General features: G+C 75.9%; 15 protein-coding genes and 1 riboswitch. Of the genes, 6 read left to right on the top strand and 9 right to left on the bottom strand.

All coding sequences use genetic code 11. The features are described from left to right. Positions 1-42: 42 nt before the first annotated feature. The 9 genes from cobT to VM242_13410 are packed head-to-tail and all read right to left on the bottom strand — an operon-like array spanning position 43 to position 12,009. Positions 43-1,557, bottom strand: a complete 1,515-nt coding sequence (gene cobT, locus VM242_13450; protein HVM06166.1) for a nicotinate-nucleotide--dimethylbenzimidazole phosphoribosyltransferase — start codon at positions 1,555-1,557, stop codon at positions 43-45. Continuing rightward, complete coding sequence (locus VM242_13445) at positions 1,554-3,389, bottom strand: VWA domain-containing protein (GenBank protein HVM06165.1); 1,836 nt, start codon at positions 3,387-3,389, stop codon at positions 1,554-1,556. Before VM242_13445 ends, cobT begins: the two co-directional genes overlap by 4 nt. Continuing rightward, the gene (locus tag VM242_13440) at positions 3,386-6,841 is read right to left on the bottom strand and encodes a cobaltochelatase subunit CobN (protein HVM06164.1); all 3,456 of its coding nucleotides are present in this window, start codon (positions 6,839-6,841) and stop codon (positions 3,386-3,388) included. Before VM242_13440 ends, VM242_13445 begins: the two co-directional genes overlap by 4 nt. Next, complete coding sequence (locus VM242_13435) at positions 6,838-8,340, bottom strand: cobyric acid synthase (GenBank protein ID HVM06163.1); 1,503 nt, start codon at positions 8,338-8,340, stop codon at positions 6,838-6,840. Before VM242_13435 ends, VM242_13440 begins: the two co-directional genes overlap by 4 nt. 10 nt (positions 8,341-8,350) lie before the next feature. Next, positions 8,351-9,265, bottom strand: a complete 915-nt coding sequence (locus VM242_13430) for an aminotransferase class I/II-fold pyridoxal phosphate-dependent enzyme (GenBank protein HVM06162.1) — start codon at positions 9,263-9,265, stop codon at positions 8,351-8,353. Next, on the bottom strand, positions 9,262-10,155 hold the full coding sequence (gene cbiB, locus VM242_13425) for an adenosylcobinamide-phosphate synthase CbiB (GenBank protein ID HVM06161.1): 894 nt from the start codon (positions 10,153-10,155) through the stop codon (positions 9,262-9,264). The genes VM242_13430 and cbiB overlap by 4 nt, the downstream gene beginning before the upstream one ends. Next, positions 10,152-10,862 carry an adenosylcobinamide-GDP ribazoletransferase gene (locus VM242_13420; GenBank protein ID HVM06160.1) on the bottom strand — a complete coding sequence of 237 codons (711 nt, stop codon included), beginning with the start codon at positions 10,860-10,862 and terminating at the stop codon, positions 10,152-10,154. The genes cbiB and VM242_13420 overlap by 4 nt, the downstream gene beginning before the upstream one ends. A 26-nt stretch (positions 10,863-10,888) precedes the next feature. Further along, positions 10,889-11,389, bottom strand: a complete 501-nt coding sequence (locus VM242_13415) for a bifunctional adenosylcobinamide kinase/adenosylcobinamide-phosphate guanylyltransferase (GenBank protein ID HVM06159.1) — start codon at positions 11,387-11,389, stop codon at positions 10,889-10,891. After that, positions 11,386-12,009: an adenosylcobinamide amidohydrolase gene (locus VM242_13410; GenBank protein ID HVM06158.1), complete on the bottom strand. Its 624-nt coding sequence runs from the start codon at positions 12,007-12,009 to the stop codon at positions 11,386-11,388. The genes VM242_13415 and VM242_13410 overlap by 4 nt, the downstream gene beginning before the upstream one ends. A 23-nt stretch (positions 12,010-12,032) precedes the next feature. Next, a riboswitch (cobalamin riboswitch) is annotated at positions 12,033-12,207 on the bottom strand. Between the two features lie 10 nt (positions 12,208-12,217). Between VM242_13410 and cobO the strand changes: the two genes are divergently transcribed. The 6 genes from cobO (at position 12,218) to cbiE (ending at position 18,030) form a co-directional block, all read left to right on the top strand. Beyond that, entirely contained in the window at positions 12,218-12,745 is a 528-nt protein-coding gene (gene cobO, locus VM242_13405) for a cob(I)yrinic acid a,c-diamide adenosyltransferase (GenBank protein HVM06157.1), read from the top strand. A gap of 21 nt (positions 12,746-12,766) precedes the next feature. After that, complete coding sequence (locus VM242_13400) at positions 12,767-14,167, top strand: cobyrinate a,c-diamide synthase (GenBank protein HVM06156.1); 1,401 nt, start codon at positions 12,767-12,769, stop codon at positions 14,165-14,167. Between the two features lie 75 nt (positions 14,168-14,242). Then, the gene (gene cobI, locus VM242_13395) at positions 14,243-14,965 is read left to right on the top strand and encodes a precorrin-2 C(20)-methyltransferase (GenBank protein ID HVM06155.1); all 723 of its coding nucleotides are present in this window, start codon (positions 14,243-14,245) and stop codon (positions 14,963-14,965) included. Continuing rightward, the gene (gene cobM, locus VM242_13390) at positions 14,962-15,759 is read left to right on the top strand and encodes a precorrin-4 C(11)-methyltransferase (GenBank protein HVM06154.1); all 798 of its coding nucleotides are present in this window, start codon (positions 14,962-14,964) and stop codon (positions 15,757-15,759) included. Before cobI ends, cobM begins: the two co-directional genes overlap by 4 nt. Beyond that, the gene (locus tag VM242_13385; GenBank protein ID HVM06153.1) at positions 15,759-16,850 is read left to right on the top strand and encodes a cobalt-precorrin-5B (C(1))-methyltransferase; all 1,092 of its coding nucleotides are present in this window, start codon (positions 15,759-15,761) and stop codon (positions 16,848-16,850) included. The genes cobM and VM242_13385 overlap by 1 nt, the downstream gene beginning before the upstream one ends. After that, positions 16,843-18,030, top strand: a complete 1,188-nt coding sequence (gene cbiE / locus VM242_13380) for a precorrin-6y C5,15-methyltransferase (decarboxylating) subunit CbiE (GenBank protein HVM06152.1) — start codon at positions 16,843-16,845, stop codon at positions 18,028-18,030. The genes VM242_13385 and cbiE overlap by 8 nt, the downstream gene beginning before the upstream one ends. Positions 18,031-18,164 lie beyond the last annotated feature (134 nt).

The following is an 18,164-nucleotide window of genomic DNA, read 5'->3' as shown; positions in this document are numbered from 1 at the left end:
ACGGCAACGTGCCCAGGGACGAGCCTCCCGGGCGGTGCCAGGTCACCCCTCCTTCTCCACCACGCCGGCGGCGTCGAAGGTGGCCATCCCTCCCAGGATGCGGGCCGCCGCCTGCACCATGGGCAGGGCCAGCACGGCGCCGGTGCCTTCGCCGAGCCGCAGGCCGAGGTCGAGCAGGGGCTCGAGGTCGAGGTGGGCGAGGGCGACGGTGGCACCCGGCTCCACGGAGCGGTGCCCGGCGATGCACCAGGGCAGCACCGTCGGGGCGATGCGGGAGGCGGTGAGGAGCGCGGCCATGGCGATCACGCCGTCGGTGACCATCGGCACCCCGGCCGCCGCGCCACCGAGGATGAAGCCCGCCAGCCCGGCGATCTCGAAGCCGCCCACTTCGGCCAGCACGGCGAGCGGCCCGTCGCCGGGGCCCACCCGGGTCAGCGCCCGCTCGATCACCGCCACCTTGCGGGCCAGGGTCGGGTCGTCGATTCCGGTACCCCTCCCGGTCACCTCGGCCGCCGGGCGACCGGTGAAGGCGGCGATCAGGGCGGCCGAAGGCGTGGTGTTGCCGATGCCCATGTCGCCGGTGACGAGGCAGCGGGCACCCCGCTCGACGAGAAGGCGGGCGACGCCGATGCCGGCGGCCACCGCCTGGCCGGCCTCGGCCACCGTCATGGCCGGCCCGTCCGCCAGGTCCCAGGTGGCCGCCCGGACCTTGCGGTCGAGCAACCCGGGGTGAGCCGGGAGGATGCCGGCCACGCCCATGTCGACGACCACCACCTCGGCGCCCACCTGGCCGGCCAGCACGTTTATTGCCGCGCCGCCGGCCAGGAAGTTGGCGACCATCTGGCCGGTGACCTCCTGGGGCCATTGGGTCACCCCCTGGGCGAGCACCCCGTGGTCGCCGGCGAACACGGCCACCGCCGCCGGATGGGGCACGGGGGGAGGCACCTCCCCGGCCAGCGCCGCCAGGCGGATGCCGAGGGATTCGAGCCGGCCGAGGGCGCCGCGTGGCTTGGTCAGCCGGTCCTGCAGCTCGGTGGCCGCCCGCTCCGCTTCGACGTCGACCGGCCGGATGGCCACCACGGCGTCGGCGATGACCTCGCTGGTCACTCGGTCGATCCACGCCATGACCGCAGCCATCACCGGACCGTCGCCGATCGGGGCGAAGGGCATGCCGGCGGCTGCGGCGGCGGTGACGTCGATGTCGCGGTCGCCGACGTACAGCACCCGAGCCGGGTCGGCGACGCCGAGGCGCTCGAGGGCGAGATGGAGCACCGCCGGATCCGGCTTGTCGGCGCCGGCGTCGGACGACGTGGCGATGACCGGCAGGAGATCGGCCAGCCCGCTCGGGACGAGCAGGGCCCGGACCTCGGCCTCGGGCATGACCGCCGTGTTGGTGGCGGCGCCGATGGCGAGGCCGGCGGCGGCCAGGGCGCTCAGGTCGTCGACCGCCCCGCGGCGGACCTCGACCACGAGGTCACCGACGGGGGTGCCGGGGTCAGCCTCGGTGACGAGGGTGCCGCCGATGTCGAACACGACGGCGTCGAGCAGGGCCTTCATGGCAGTACCGCCTGGAGGGCGCCGCTCAGGGCGCCGGTGGTCAGCTCGGGCAGGGCGAGGTAGCGGGCGCCCATGGCCTCGGCCAGGCCGCGCGCCAGGCCGAGGCGGGTCCGTCCGTCCTCGGCGTCGATGACGACGGCGTCGAGGCCACGCGAGGCGATGGATGCCGCCACCCGGTGGGCGGCGGCCAACGGATCGTCGGCGCCGGGCGGTGCGGCTGTGGCCCGGCCGTCGGAGACCAGCACGAGCAGGGGCCGGTGGGCCCCTCCGGCCGCCGCCGTGCACACACCGAGGGCGGCCTCGAGCCCGGCGGCCAGCGGGGTGCGACCCCCGGTGACCACGTCGGCCAGCCGCGCCGAGGCGACCTCGACGCTGCTGGTCGGCCGGAGCACCACCTCGGCGCCCTCGCCACCGAAGGCGACGAGGGCCACGCGGTCGCGGCGCTGGTAGGCGTCGAGCAACAGGGACACCACGGCGCCCTTGACCGCCTCCATACGCCGGGCCGCGCCCATCGAGCCGGAGGCGTCGACCGTCAGCACGAGCAGGTTGCCGGCCCGCTGCTCGCGCACCGCCTCGCGCAGGTCGCCGGCCTCGGTGGCGGCCGGGCCGCCGCCGACGGCGACTCGTTCGGCGGTGGCGCGCAGCGTGGCCCCGACGGCGACCGACGTCGGTGGGCCGCCGGGCACGCGGCTGCCCACGAGGCGGCCCCGGGGCCCCTCGACGGTGGAACGGCGACCGCCGGCCTCGTGGTCGGACCGTGTCCGGGCCGCCCGCACGGCGACCACCCGGCCCGGGGCGTCCGCCTCGGCCCGCCTCCCGGCTGCGCCATCACCGTCCGGGCCGCGACGGCCGTCACCGCCACCGTCCCGGCTCTCGACGTTGCTCGGGTCGCGCGGGTCGCGCTGGTCTGGCGGGGGGTCGTGGAGGGCGTCGTCGATCGCCTGCTGGTCGACGCCGGGCTGGTCGAAGGGGGAGCGCCGGCGCCGGTGGGCCAGTGCCAGGGGGGCGACTCGCCGTACGTGCTCCTCGGTGGCGGTGGCCTCGCCGTCCCAGCCGGCCAGGGCGGTGGCTGCCCGGCAGATCACCAGGTCGGCCCGCAGGCCCTCGGCCCCCACCGACGCGCACAGCGCCGAGATGCGGGTGAGCAGGCCGGGGGCCAGGTCGGCGGGACGGTGGGCGGCCAGGCGGGCCCGCAGGCGGTCCTCCTCACCGGCCCAGGCGGAGGCGAAGGCGGCCGGGTCGGCGTCGAAGGCGAGGCGCCGGCGCACCGCCTCGGCCCGCTCGTCTGGATCGGCGCTGGTGGCCACGTCGACGGCCAGGCCGAAGCGGTCGAGCAGCTGGGGCCGCAGGTCGCCCTCCTCGGGGTTCATCGACCCGGCCATCACGAACCGGGCCGGGTGCGACTCGGACAGGCCCTCCCGCTCGACCACGTTCACGCCGCTGACGGCGACGTCGAGGAGCACGTCGACCAGGTGGTCGGCCAGGAGGTTGACCTCGTCGACGTAGAGCACGCCGCCGTCCACGTCGGCCAGCAGTCCGGGCCGGAAGAGGCGGCGGCCCTCCCCGAGGGCGGCGGCCACGTCGAGGCTGCCGATGAGGCGGTCCTCGGTGGCCCCGAGGGGCAGCTCGACGAACGGGGCCCGGCCGGGCAGCAGGGTGGCGAGGCCCCGGGCCAGCGTGGTCTTGGCGCTGCCCTTCTGCCCCCGCAGGAGCACGCCGCCGATGCGGGGGTCCATGGCGTTGAGGAGCAGGGCCAGCTTGACGTCGTCGTGGCCGACGACGGCGCTGAACGGGAACCGCACACACCCGCCGGTCGTGTCGGTCGTGCTCATCGCGACTCCTCCCATCCCTCGGCCTCCAGCAGGGCGTCGCGCAGGGTGGCCAGCGCCCCGGCCGACGCGTCCCACAGGCCCCGCTCATCGGCTTCGAGGAGCTTCTCGGCGATCGAGCGCAGCGCCCACGGGTTCGACAGCTCGAAGAACTTGCGCACCTCGGGATCGGCCACGTAGGCGGCCGTCACCCGCTCGTACATCCAGTCCTCCACCACCTGGGCGGTGGCGTCGTAGCCGAACAAATAGTCGACGGTGGCGGCCAGCTCGAAGGCCCCCTTGTACCCGTGGCGCTGCATGGCGCCGATCCACTTCGGGTTGAGCACCCGGGTGCGCACCACCCGCGCCGCCTCCTCGGCCAGGCTGCGCACACGGGGCCGGGCGGGATCGGCCGAGTCGCCGAACCACGCCTTGGGCTGGGCGCCGGTGAGGGCGCGGATGGTCGCCACCATGCCGCCGTGGTCCTGGAGGTAGTCGTCGGAGTCGAAGATGTCGTGCTCACGGTTGTCCTGGTTCTTCACCGCCACCTCGATGGTCGAGAAGCGCCGGCGCATGGCGTCGACCGCCGGCACGCCCATCCCAGCCCGGCCGTAGGCGAAGCCGCCCCATGCCTCGTAGACGGCGGCCAGGTCGTCGTCGCTGCGCCAGTCCCCCGAGTCGAGGAGGGGCAGGATGCCCGAGCCGTACGCCCCCGGCTTGGCCCCGAAGATGCGGGGGTCGTCACCGAAGCCGGCCAGGCGGACGGCGTCGTCGAGCAGCTCGACGAGGTGGGGGAAGGCATCGCGGAAGAACCCGGAGATGCGCAGCACCACGTCCACCCGGGGCCGGCCCAGCTCGTCGTCAGGCACCAGCTCCAGGCCGGTCACCCGGCCCGACTCGGCCGCCCACACCGGGCGCACCCCGAGCAGGGCGAGGGCCTCGGCCACGTCGTCGCCCATGGTGCGCATGGCCGCCGTGCCCCACACCACCAGTCCCACGGTGGCGGGCGGGCGGCCCTCCTCTTGCATGTGGCGCTCGATCAGCTTGTCCGCCAGCGCGGTGCCCACCTCGTAGGCCAGCGGCGACGGCAGGGCCTTGGGGTCGACCGAGTAGAAGTTGCGGCCGGTGGGCAGCACGTGGGCCATCCCCCGTGTGGGGGCGCCGCTCGGGCCGGCGGGCACGAAGCGGCCGTCGAGGGCGGCGGCGATGCCGGCCAGCTCGTCGGTGGTGCGGGCCAGGGCGGGCACGAGGCGGTCACACACCCAGCGCAGGGTCGGGTGGTCGCCGTCGTAGGCCCACCCGGCGGTCTGGAGGCCGGCCAGCACGGCGCGGTTGTCCGCCTCGGCCCGGTCGACCTCGTCCCGCGGCGCGTCCGGGGCCAGCTCGGCCCGCAGCGACGGGACGGCGCCCTGGGGCAGCCGGGTGAGGGCGAGCACGAGGTCCAGCTCCGCCTCTCCCGCCGGAGGGGAGCCCAGCACGTGGAGGCCGCCGCGGATCTGGGCGTCCTTGAGCTCGCACAGGTAGCCGTCGACGTGGAGCACGAGGTCGTCGAACGCGTCGCCCTCGGGGGCGGCGCCCAGCCCGAGGTCGCGGTGGATCTCGGCCTCGACCAGCAGGTCCCACACCCGCCGGCGGATGGCCGGCAGCTTGGCCGGGTCGAGCGAGGCCACCCGGGCGTGCTCGTCGAGCAGGGCTTCCAGGCGGGCCGTGTCGTCGTAGGCCTCGGCCCTGGTCATGGGGGGCAGCAGGTGGTCGACGATGACGGCGTGGGCCCGACGCTTGGCCTGGGTCCCCTCGCCGGGGTCGTTCACCACGAAGGGGTAGACGAGGGGCATGTCGCCGAGGGCGGCGTCGGGGTAGCACCCGGCGGACAGGCCGAGGCCCTTGCCCGGCAGCCATTCCAGGGTCCCGTGCTTTCCGGCGTGGACCACGGCGTCGGCCCCCCAGCCGTCGTCGAGCCAGCGGTAGAAGGCCAGGTAGTGGTGGGTCGGGGCGAGGTCGGGCGAGTGGTAGATGGCGATCGGGTTCTCGCCGAAGCCGCGCGGCGGCTGCACGGTGACCAGCACGTGGCCGAGGTCGATGCCGGGGAAGACGAGCTCGTCGGTGGCGGCGTCGAGGTGGACGGAGCCGGGCGGGTCGCCCCACGCAGCCGTGAGATCCCCCTGCGTCGCCGCCGGCAGGGTGGCGAACCAGGCCGCGTAGCGACCGGCCGGCCAGCGGCCGGGTGCCTGGGCCAACTGGGCCTCGGTGAGCCAGTCGTTGTCGTAGACGAACCCGTCGAGCAGCTCGGCCATGAGGGCGTCGCCGTCAACCGGTATGCGGTCGACCCGGTACCCCCGGTCGCGCAGCGAGTGCAGCAGGGCGACCACGCTGGTCGGGGTGTCGAGGGCCACCGCGTTGCCGACCCGGCTGCGCTTGGTGGGGTAGGCGGACAAGACGACGGCGACGCGCCGCTCGCCCGCCGGGGTCCGCCGCAGCGACGCCTGCCGCACCGCCAGGCCGGCCACGCGGCCCACCCGGTCGGGCCGGGTGCGGTAGGCGGTGACGGGGGCGCCGAGGACGTCGGCGTCGTCCACCGTCTCCTTGAACGAGAACGGCACGGCGACGATGCGGCCGTCGAACTCGGGGATGGCCACCTGCATGGCCACGTCGACCGGCGCCAGGCCGGCGCTGCCCGCCTCCCACGCCGCCGAGGTCCCCGTGGACGCTATGGCCTGGACGACGGGCACGTCGAGGGCGGCCAGTGCGGAGGCATCCCACTCCTCGCCGCGGGTCGAGCCCATGGCCAGCACGGTGGTGATCACCGCGTCGACCCCCCGCTCGGCCAGCAGCTCGAGGGCCCGCACCCGCCCGTCGCCATCCGGGCGCAGCGAGTAGCACCACACCGGGAGGGCGTTGGCGCCGCGGGCCTCGACGGCGGTGGCCAGGTCGGTGACGAAGGTGGTGTTCCCGGCCAGCAGATGGGCCCGGTAGAACACGATGGCGACGGTCGGCCGCGACGGGTCGACGGGCCGTGCGGCCCCGTCGCCCTCGCCCAGCACGCCCTCGGACGGGACCGGCCGCGGCGCCTCGAACCCGAAGCCGTGGCGCAGGACGGTGTCGGCCGCGAAGCGCAGCAGGTGCTCGATGTTGTCGAGCCCGCCGTGCACCAGATAGGCGAACGCCTGGGCCAGGGTGCCGCCCGGCACCGTCGACAGACCGGCCAGCTCGGCGTCGGGCACCGCCTCGCCCCCGAAGGCCAAGAGGGGGATGCCTTCGGCCACGCACCGGCGGCGCAGCTCGTCGAGGGGGCTCTCCCAGGCGCGGCGACCCCCGAGGAGGCGCACCAGTACCGCCTCCACGCCGTCGAGCGGCGGCGGCCGGTCGAGGGTGGCCGGGTTGGCCGCCCGGACGGCGGGGAAGCCGCCGGGCAGGGCTTCCACGATCGAGCGAAGGGCCAGGATCTCGGTGTCGGCGTTGGTGAGGACGAGGATCACGGGGAGCCGCTTTCGACGAGGGAGAAGAGGGCGGCGAGGTCGAGGTGGGCCTCGAGCAGGTCGGCCAGGCGGTCGAACTGCGCCTCGCGGGCGGCCGGGAAGGAGACGCCGGCGGGCACGAAGGTCTTGGAACGGCGGCGCCCGACCTCGGTGAGAAACGTGGCCCGGAAGCCGTCCTGCTCGAACAGGCCGTGGAGGGTGGTGCCGAGGACGCCGGCGTCGCCGAGGTCGACCGCCCCGTCCTCGTCCGTGCCGTGCACGTCGTCGAGGTGCACCCACGGCGCGGCACCGTCGCCCCGGCTCGTGATCCCGTGGTGGATCTCGTAGCCGGTTGCGTGACGGCCCATGGCCGTGCCCCGCCGCTGGCGGGTGACCTTGTCGGGCCCGAAGGTGGTGGCCACGTCGAGCCAGCCGAGGCCGGCCACCTCGCCCCGGCCCGACTCCACCTGGTCCTCGTCGGAGATGGTGCGCCCGAGCATCTGGTAGCCGCCGCAGATGCCGAGCACGAGCGCGCCCCGCTCCCGGCAGGCGGCGATGCCCAGGTCGAGCCCGCGCCCCCGCAGCCAGTCGAGGTCGGCGACGGTGGCCTTGGTGCCGGGGAGGATCACCAGGTCGGGGTCGCCGAGGGCGGCGGGCGAGTCGACCAGGCGGACGCCGACGCCCGGCTCGATGGCCAGGGCGTCGAGGTCGGTGAAGTTGGACAGGCGGGGGAAGGCGACGGCGGCCACGTCGAGGCTGTCGGCCACCGCCGGGCGGTCGGGCGCCGGGCGGTGGCCGGCCAGGGCGAGGGAGTCCTCGGCGTCGAGGGCCACGCCGTGCACGAAGGGCAGCACGCCGAGCGTGGGCACGCCGCAGCGCCGCTCCAGCTCGGCCAGGCCGTCGCCCAGGAGGGCCGGGTCGCCCCGGAACTTGTTGATCACGAACCCGCCCACCAGCCGGCGGTAGTGCTCCGGGAGGAGGGCGACGGTGCCGTGGAGGGCGGCGAACACGCCGCCACGGTCGATGTCGCCCACCACGATGGCGGGGAGGCCGGCCTCGGCCGCCACCCGCAGGTTCACGATGTCGTGGTCCAACAGGTTGATCTCGGCCGGGCTGCCGGCGCCCTCGGCCACGACCACGTCGAATCGGAAGCGAAGGTCGGCCAGGCAGTCGAGCACGGTGGCCAGCAGCTCCGGCTTGCGGTCGTGGTACTCGACGGCACTGAGGTGCCCGGCGGGGCGACCGAGCACCACCACCTGGCTGGTGCGCTCCCCCGTGGGCTTGAGCAGGATCGGGTTCATGGCCACCTCGGGCTCGGCGCCGGCAGCCAGCGCCTGCACGCCCTGGGCCCGGCCGATCTCGTGACCGCTCGGGGTGACATAGGAGTTGAGGGCCATGTTCTGGGCCTTGAAGGGGGCGACCTTCACGCCCCGCCGGGCCAGCAGTCGGCACAGGCCGGTGACGACGTGGCTCTTACCGGCGTCGCTGGTGGTGCCGCACACCATCAACCCGCCTCTCATGCCGTCGCCCTCATGCCGTCGCCTCCAGGGCGGCGGCGAGGCGATCGAGGCCGGCGTGGTCAGGGACGGCGACTCGGGCGTGGCCGGTCAGGCCGAAGGTGGCGCAGTCGCGCACCAGCACAGCGTGGGGCGCCAGGCGCGCCCGGAGCCCGCCGGCCCGGGCGCACAGCACCCAGTTGGCGTCGGAGGGCAGGGGGTCGAGGCCGTGGTCGGCGAGCAGGCCGGTGAGGTCGGCCCGCAGGCGGGCGACGGCGGCCGCCCAGCCTGCCAGATCGGCCCCTTCCAGGAGATCGGGCAGTGCCGCCGCGGCCAGGCCGTTCACCGACCAGTGGGGCTGGCGGTGCCGGAGCCGGTCGACGAGGTCGCCTTCGGGGCCCAGCACGTAGCCGAGGCGCAGGCCCGGGCAGGCGAAGAGCTTGGTGAGCGAGCCGACCACCACCGCGCCGTGCTCCGCGTCACCGCGAGTCCAGCGGCCGGTTGCCAGCGCGTAGAAGGCCTCGTCCCAGACCCCGGCGACCTCGTCGCCTGCGGCCAGCCGCCCGGTCGGGCTGTGGGGGTTCGACCGCCATCGGGGTTCGCCCGCGCCGCGCGGGTGGAGGGCGAACTCGGGCTCGACGACGTGGCCCCCCAACTCCGCCGCCACCAGCGCGATGGCTTCGGCCCCGCCGTTGGTGAGGAGCACCTGGCGTGGATCGACGCCGATGGCGCCGGCCAGTGCAGTGGTGGCGGCGGCCGGGTCGGGATAGCGGCCGAGGGCGTCGAGGTGGCGGGCCACCACGGGCCCGGGGTCGGGAGCCGCCGGGTTGAGGCTGGCCGACAGGTCGAGTACTTCGCCCGGGGCCACGCCCAGGGCCGCGGCCAGCCGGGCGCCGTCGCCGCCGTGGGGCCCGGGCGGGGGCATGGCGGCGCGGAGGACAGCGCTCACCGGGACGTCCACACGAGGCCGCCGCCGACCAACAGGGCAGCAAAGAGGATGGTGACGTGGCGGGAGAGCTGGACGCATCGGGCGATGTCGGCCGGCGCCGCCGGGCGGCCGCGGCCGAGGAACGGCCGGACCTCGTGGCGGTCGCCGTACCGGTTGGTCCCGCCGAGGCGGACCCCGAGGGCGGCGGCGAACGCCGCTTCGGCCACGCCGGAGTTGGGCGAGGGATGGCCACGGGCGTCCCGGTGGACCGTGTGCCACACCTCGCCGGCCCGCCGGGGGCGGGCGCCGGCCACCAGCGCCGCCGTCAGGCGCGCCGGCACGAGGTTGGCGGCGTCGTCCAGGCGGGCGCTTGCCCACCCGTAGCTGCCGTAGCGGTCGCCGCGGTGCCCCACCATGGCGTCGAGGGTGTTGACGGCCCGGTAGCCGAGGGCGCCGGGGGCTCCCAGGGCGACGGCCCAGAAGGCGGGCGCCACTACCGCGTCGACGGTGTTCTCGGCCACCGACTCGACGACGGCGCGGGCGATCTCGGCCTCGTCCAGCCCGGTGGGGTCGCGTCCGACGAGGGCGGGCAGAAGGGCCCGGCCCCGATCGAGGTCGCCGTCCTCCAACGCCCGCGCCACCTCGAGGGCGGTATCGCCGAGCGCCCTGCCGGCGACGGCGAAATAGGTGGTTACCGCGGTGGACCGCACCACCGCAGCGGTGCCGACGGCCAGCGCCACCCCGAGGCCGGCGTGGGCCACCCCATCCACCCGGGAGTCGCGGTAGAGCCGGCGCTCGGCGATGCGCATGATGGAGCCGAACGCGCGTACCGGGTGCGACCGCGCCGGAGGTTCTCCGAACAGCGCGTCGGCCGCCAGCCCGCCGGCCACGGCGAGGGCCCGGGTAGTCACCAGCGGGCCGACGCCACGAGCAGGCCGAGCGTCTCGGCCACCATCCCGGCCGCGCCCAGCACGTCGCCGGTGTAGCCACCGAGGCGCCGGTCAGCCAGCCAGAGCACGGCACCGGCCCCCAGCAGGCCACCGGCGACGGCCGCCAGCCCGGGCCCGATCCGCCACCAGGCGGCCAGCCCGGCGGCGGCGGCCAGCCCGACGCCACCGGCCACCGCCCCACCCGAGCGGGCGAAGCCGGAGGCCAGGCCCTCGGGGCGGGCGTAGCGCAGGGTGGCGATGGCAAGTGCCATCGCACTGCGGGAGAGGCACCACAGCCCGGCGAGCAACGGTACCGACGCGGCGAGGGCGCCGAGGGCGGCGACGCGCAGCAACAGCACGGCCGCCACCACGGCCATCCCGAAGGCGCCCACGTCCGGCTCGCCCATGACGGCCAGGCGCCGTTGTCGGTCGAGGTGGGGAAGCAGGCCGTCGCCGCTGTCGGCCAGCCCATCGACGTGCAGCAGCCCGGTCAGGGCGAGGTCGACGGCGATCACCACGGCGGCGGCGACCGGAGCCGGCCAGAGGTGGGCGGCGCCCATCCACACCAGCCCCAGTGCCGCCCCCAGGCCGGCGCCCACCACCGGGAACCAGGGCAGGGCGCAGGGCGAGGGGGCCTCCGCCCCGCCGATCACGGTGAGGAACCCGAGTGCGGACCGCGCACCGCTCACCCCGGCACCGCTCACCCCGGCACCGCTCACGTCCGGTCCAGGCGCAGCACCCGGCCGGCCACCACCAGCACCACCTCGTCGGCCACGTCGGCCACACGGCGGTTGAGCGTCCCCAGCGCGTCCCGGAAGCACCGGCCGACCTCGGTGGACGGGTGGACGCCGAGGCCGACCTCGTCGCTCACGACCACCGTGTCCCCTCGGCGACCGGCCAGGGCGGCGCACAGCGCATCGGTGTCCACGGCCACGTCTTCGAACTGCGCCAGCCAGGTGCCCAGGGCGTCGACCAGGACCGTCCCCGTCGCCACCACCAGCGCACCGGCCAGGTCGGGGCCGCTCTCCACCGTCGTCCACCCCGCCGGCCGGCGACGGCGGTGCTCCTCGATGCGGGCGGCCATCTCGGCGTCGGTGGCCGTGCCGGTGGCCACGTAGGTGGCCACGTAGGTGACGGCGTCACCGGCCGCCGCGGCCGCACGTTCGGCCACCTCGGACTTCCCCGAGCGGGCCCCGCCGAGCACCAGGGTGATCATGGCCGCGCCCCGGCGGCGACGGCCGTGTAGACGGCCCGGGCGGCGCGTGCCCCCCACGCCGATCGGGGCCCGCCGAAGTCGTGGGCCCGCCCGTCCTCGGGGCACAGCACGCACACGGCGTCGGTGGCCGTGCCCGTGGCGTGCAGGCCGGCGTCGCGCAGGGCCTGGACCTTGGCCTCCGTGGCGGTGGCCACCAGGTTGACCAGGGCGGCGTCGGCCATGCGCTCGGGGAGGGCCACCACCAGGTTGATGGTGCCGACCAGCGACGGCCGGCCCACCTCGTCGGGGGCGGCGGCCAGCACGGGGTGCCCGAGGCCGACGGTGGCGGTGGCCTCGACGCCCCCGTCCCAGCCCGTGGTGCGGGCCGACACGTCCGCTGCGGTCAACAGGCCGACACCCCGCCCGGGCAGGCCGAGCGACACGCCGAGCCTGGCCAGGTGGTCGCCCGGGTCGCGGCGGGCGTAGCTGGCCGGCACCTCGGCGTTGACCACCCACCGCCGCGGCCCCAGCCCGCCCCCGTGCGGGGCGGTGGAGATGGCGCGCACCGCGGCGTCGAAACGCCACACCAGCACCGCCAGGTTCCGCCCGCCCTCCCGGCGCACCCGTAGCTGCATGTCCATGATGGCTGTCCGTCCTCGCGTCGACCGAGTGCCCTCGGGCAGGCAGGTCTCCTGGCTCCCGGATCGACGCCTCACCCGGCCTTCCCGCCCTCTCGGGCCGTGGCCATGTCGGGTTCGGCTTCCCGGTCACAGTTGCGGGACAGCCCCGGACTCACACCGGGTTCCCTGCGCTACGGCGCCCACTGTATTGGCCGGTAGCGTGCCGTGCATGGGGGCCCGCGCCGAATCGGTCGTGCTGTTGAACACCGGGCACGGCAAGGGGAAGTCGTCCGCCGCCTTCGGGGTGATGGGCCGGGGGTGGGCCCGGGGCTGGAACGTGGCCGTGGTGCAGTTCATCAAGGGCGGCAAGTGGAAGACGGGCGAGCGCAAGCTGGCCGACACGCTGGGAATCGAGTGGCACGTCCTCGGCGACGGGTTCACCTGGGAGTCGACCGATCTCGACGAGACGGCGGCCAAGGGCCGCCACGCCTGGGAGGTGGCCAAGGCCAAGCTGGCCTCGGGCGAGCACCGGCTGCTCATCCTCGACGAGGTCACCTACGCCGTGAAGTACGGCTGGGTGGCGGCCGACGAGGTGGCCGATGCGGTGCGGGACCGTTCGCCGAAGACCAACGTGGTCATGACCGGCCGCGACGCCGCCCCCGAACTGGTCGAGGTGGCCGACACCGTCACCGAGATGCGCAAGGTCAAGCACGCCTTCGACTCGGGCATCAAGGCCATCAAGGGCATCGAGTACTGACGTCGGTGGCGCGGTGAGGGTGTGACCGCCTTGTTGCCGCCCCGGCTGGTGGTGGCGGGCACGTCGTCGGGTGTGGGCAAGACCACCGTGGCCACCGGGCTGATGGCCGCCTTCCGGCGCCGCGGCGTGCGGGTGGCGGCGGCCAAGGTCGGACCGGACTTCATCGACCCCGGCTACCACGCCCTGGCCACCGGCCGGCCCGGCCGCAACCTGGACGCCTGGATCTGCGGCGCTGAGGCCGTCTCCGCCCTCGCCGGGCGGGCGGGACGCGGCGCCGAGCTGCTGATCGTCGAGGGCGTGATGGGCCTGTTCGACGGCGCCGCCGACGACGGGGGGACGGCGAGCACGGCGCAGGTGGCCCGCCTGCTCGACGCGCCGGTGGTGCTGGTCGTCGACGCGTCGTCGATGAGCGGGTCCGTCGCCGCCCTCGTCCACGGCTTCGCCACCTTCGACCCGCGCCTGCGCCTGGCCGGCGTGGTGCTCAACCGCGTCGGCAGCGACGGCCACGAGGTGATGCTGCGGGAGGCGCTCGGGCCGCTCGGCGTTCCCGTGCTCGGCGTGCTGCGGCGCGACCCCGCCTGGGCATGGCGTGACCGCCACCTGGGGCTGGTGCCGGTGGCCGAGCACCGCGACGAGGTGGCCCGCTCCCTCGACGCCCTGGCGGATGCCATCGACGCGTCCTGCGACCTCGGCGCATTCGAGGCGCTCGCCGCGACCGCGCCCAGCAGCGAGGTGCGCGACCCGCCGCTGCCGGACCCGCCGGCAGGCGGGCTCCGGGTGCGGGTGGCCGTGGCCGCCGGGCCGGCGTTCACCTTCGCCTACCGCGACAACCTCGAAGCCCTGGAGGCGGCCGGAGCCGAGTTGATCGCCGTCGACCCCATCGTCGACGCATCGCTGCCGGAGGGGTGCGCCGGGCTCTACGCCGGCGGCGGTTTCCCCGAGGTGTTCGCCGAGGCTCTGTCCGCCAACCGGCCACTGCTCGACGACGTCGCCGCCCGCTGTCGCCACGGTCTCGTCACCTGGGCCGAATGCGGCGGCCTGGTGTGGCTGGCCCGCTCGCTCGACGGCCACCGGCTGGCGGGCGTGGTGCCGGCCGACGCCCGCATGACCGACCGTCTCACCCTCGGCTACCGCCGGGCCACGCCCCGGGTCGACAACCCGGTCGTCGTCGCCGGCGCCGAGGTGCGGGGACACGAGTTCCACTACTCCGCCGTCGATCCGCCCGGCGACGCGGTCGAGGTGGCCTCCCGCTTCGGCCGGGGCCGGGCCGGGTTCGCCGGGCTCTCGCTGTTCGCCGGCTATCTGCACCTCCACCTGGGCGCAGACCCGGCACCGGCGGCCCGGTTCGTCGAGGCCGCCCGGGTCTATGCTGGCCGCTCCCGCGTGACCCAAGCCGGTGCGAGTCCGGCGCGGCGCTCCTGAGCGCCACTGTGATCCCGGCCCGCCGGGAAGCCAGAACGGGGTGCTGCGGTCATCAGCTCCCGTCCATCCAACCCCATGACCCCAGCGGTGCTCGTCGGCGTGGGTGTTGGGCCTGGCGACCCCGAGCTGCTCACCCTGCGGGCCCTGCGCGTGCTGCGGGAGGCCGATCGCGTCTTCGCGCCCTCCCTGGCTGTCGACGCCGTCGGCCGGGCCGAGTCGATCGTGCGCGGGGCCGACCCGGCCATCGCCGTCGAGCGGGTGGTCTTCGCCGTCAACGGGGATGCCGCCACCCGCGCCGGCGCCCACGACCTCGCCGCCGCCCGGGTGGTGGAGTGCCTGGCGGCCGGCCAGCGGGTCGCCTTCGTCACCCTCGGCGACCCGAACATCTACAGCACGTTCCACCACCTGGCCTCGGCCGTGCAGCGGCTCCGGCCGGGCACGGCGGTGGAGACGGTGGCCGGGATCATGGCCTTCCAGGACCTCGCGGCGCGCGCCGGGGTCGTGGTCGTCGACGGCGCCGAGCGCCTGGCCGTGGTGAGCGCGGCCGACGGGCCCGGGCCGCTCCACGCCGCCCTGGCCGATACGGACGCCGCACTCGTCGTGTACAAGGGGGGCCGTCACCTGCCGGCCATCGCCGAGCGGCTGGCCCGGGCCGGCCGCCTGGACGGGGCCGTGTTCGGCGAGCTGCTCGGCCTCCCCGGCCAGCGCGTGGGCGCGGTGGCGGACGCCGCCGCCCGCCCGGCCGCCTACCTGGCCACGGTGATCGTCCCCCCGGCACGGGCGGAGGGTGGGGCGTGATCTCCTTCGTCGGTGCCGGTCCCGGCGCCGCAGACCTGATCACCCTGCGGGGCCGCGACCGCCTGGCCGGCGCCGAGGTCGTGGTCTGGGCATCGTCGCTGGTGCCCGGGGAGGTGCTCGGGCACTGCCGGCCTGGCGCCCGCATCCACGACTCCAAGGTGATGACGCTGGAGGACGTGCTGGCCGTCTACGAGGCGACCGATCCCGGCGCGTCCGTGGTGCGCCTCCACTCCGGAGACCCCTCGGTCTACGGCGCCATCCAGGAGCAGATCGACTGGTGCCTGGCGTCGGGGCGCGACTTCGAGATCGTCCCCGGGGTAACGTCGGTGTCCGCCGCCGCCGCCGCCGTGCGCCGCGAGCTGACCGTCCCGGAGGTGGCCCAGAGCGTGGTGCTCACCCGTCTGGCCGGGCGGACGGCGGCGTCGATGCCGGCGCGCGAGTCGGTGGCGTCGTTCGCCGCCAGCGGGGCCACGATGGCCGTGTTCTTGTCGGCAGCCCGTCCCGCCGAGCTGCAGGACGCCCTCCTGGCCGCCGGCTCGGCTTACGCGCCCGACACGCCGGCCGCCATCGTGGTGCGGGCCTCCTGGCCGGACGAGCGGGTGGTGACGACCACGGTCGGCCGATTGGCCGCCGACCTGGCCGCCACGGGCGCCACCACGACCGTCATGGTGCTGGTCGGCCCGGCGCTGGCCGGCGCCGCGCCCCGCAGCCACCTGTACTCGCCCGAGTGGGCGCACATGTTCCGGCGCCGCTCGGCGTCGGGGTCGACCGAGGGCCGGGCCGCCCGCACGTGATGACCACCGAACCACCCCTCTCCCCCGACGTGGCGGGTCGCACCAAGGGCCTGCGCACGGGGTGGACGACGGGAACCTGCGCCAGCGCGGCGGCCAAGGCGGCGGCCCTGGGCCTCCTCACCGGCGTGGCCCAGCACGAGGTCGAGGTGGCCCTGCCCGATGGGCGGCGGGTGCGCTTCGGCGCCGAGCCCGGCCCGGAAGGCCCGAACCGGTGCGTGGTGGTGAAGGACGCGGGTGACGACCCCGACTGCACGGACGGCGCCCGCGTGACGGCGCTGGTGGAGCCGGCCTCGAGTGGGCCGACCGAGCTGCACGCCGGCCCCGGGGTGGGCACGGTCACCATGCCCGGCCTCGGCCTCCCCGTCGGTGCCCCGGCCATCAACCCGGTGCCCCGCCGGATGATCCTGGCCGCCCTCGCCGAGGTGACGCCGGGCCCGCTCTGCGTTACGTTCTCGGTGCCGGGCGGAGGCGACATGGCCGCCAGGACGACCAACACCCGACTCGGCATCGTCGGCGGCATCTCCATCCTCGGCACCACCGGCGTGGTGCGGCCGTTCTCCACCGCCGCCTACCGGGCTTCGGTCGTGCAGCAGATCGACGTGGCCGCCGCCCAGGGCGTGCAGGACCTCGCCCTGGCCACCGGCAGCCGGTCCGAGTGGGCCGCGGTGCGGCTGCGCCCCGACCTTCCCGAGGTCGCCATCGTGGAGGTGGGGGATTTCACCGGCATCGCCCTCCGCCGGGCAGTGGCTGCGGGGATCGGGCGGGTCCTGTTCGTGGGCATGGCCGGCAAGATCGCCAAGCTGGCCGCCGGGGTAATGATGACCCACTTCCACCGCTCCCAGGTCGACGGCTCCGTGTTGCGGGAGGCGGCCCTGGGCTCGGGCGCCCCACCCGCGGTGGTGGAGGCTGCCACCGCCACCGCCACCGCCCGGCACTTCTTCGAGGTGTGCGTGGCTGAAGGCAGCGTCGGCGCCCTCGAGGTGCTCTGCCTCCGGGCCCGGGCCGCGTGCGAAGCCCACGCCGGGGGAACCCTGGCCGTCGAGGTCGTCATGGTCGACTTCGACGGCGAGGCGGTGGTGGCCCGTGCCTGAGCGGGCGCCCATCGCCGTGGTCGGCCTCTGGGGCCAGGACGCTGCCGGGCTTGCGCCGGCGGCGCGCCATGCCCTCGGCGCCGCCGCCCTGGTCGTCGGCGGCCGCCGACACCTGGCCCTGGCCCCGCCCGGTGTCGCCACGGCGGCCATCGAGGGCGACGTCATCGGCGTGCTCGACGCGGTGGCCGCCAGCGCCGGGCCGGTGTGCGTGCTGGCCTCGGGCGACCCCGGCTTCTTCGGGATCGTGCGGGCGCTGGCCGCCCGCTTCGGCCCCCAGGCGCTCGACGTGCACCCGGCGCCGTCGGCCGTGTCGTTGGCGTTCGCCCGGTTGGGCCTCCCGTGGGACGACGCCACCGTCGTGTCGGCCCACGGCCGCCCTTTCGACGCCGCCGTGCGCCTGGCCGCCGGCCCGGCCAAGGTGGCGGTGCTGGTGTCTCCCGACGACCCGCCCGAGGCGCTGGGCAAGGCGCTGCTCGGCCTCGGTGTGGGCCCACGACGGGTGGCCGTGTGCTCGCGGCTGGGTCTGGACGCGGAGTCCGTCACCCGGACCGACCTCGACGGCCTGGCCGCGGGGACGTGGGATCCGCTGTCGGTGGTGGTGCTCCTGGCCGGTGACGGCGTCGCTGCGCACCCGTCGCCGGGGTGGGGCCTGCCGGAGGACGCCTTCGAACACCGGGACGGGATGATCACCAAGTCCGAGGTTCGTGCCGTCGTCCTCGCCAAGCTCGCCCTGCCCCCCGACGGGGTGGTGTGGGACGTCGGCGCCGGCAGCGGCAGCGTGGCCGTCGAATGCGCTCGCGTCCGCCCCTGCCTGCGCGTCCACGCCGTCGAACGCCGGCCGGACGACGCCGGCCGGATCCGCGCCAACGCCGCCGCCCACGGCGTGCACGTCACCGTCACCGAGGGCGAGGCGCCGAGCGCGCTCGGCGACCTGCCCGACCCGGACCGGGCCTTCGTCGGCGGCGGTGGGATCCACGTGCTCGACGCCGTCGTCGCCCGCCTGCGGCCGGCCGGCCGGGTGGTGGCCACCTATGCCGCCCTCGACCGGGCCGCGGCGGCCGCCGACCGGCTCGGGTCGCTGGTCCAGGTCGGCGTGGCCAGGGGCGAGCGGTTGCCCGTCGGCGGCCTGCGGCTGGCCGCCGAGAATCCCGTGTTCGTCGTGTGGGGGCCGGAGCAGTGATTCCCTATCCACCCTCCGGTGTCAAGGACTTTCTTGCATTGACCTCACGATGCCGCGCGGTCAACGATGGTGGCCGGGGAAGGTCGCCTCGTAGAAGCGCTTCGAGCGCCGTTCTGTGCATGTCCCTTGAGGAC

Source organism: Acidimicrobiales bacterium (assembly GCA_035540975.1).
GTDB lineage: Bacteria > Actinomycetota > Acidimicrobiia > Acidimicrobiales.
This window is presented reverse-complemented; position numbering and strand designations above follow the sequence as displayed.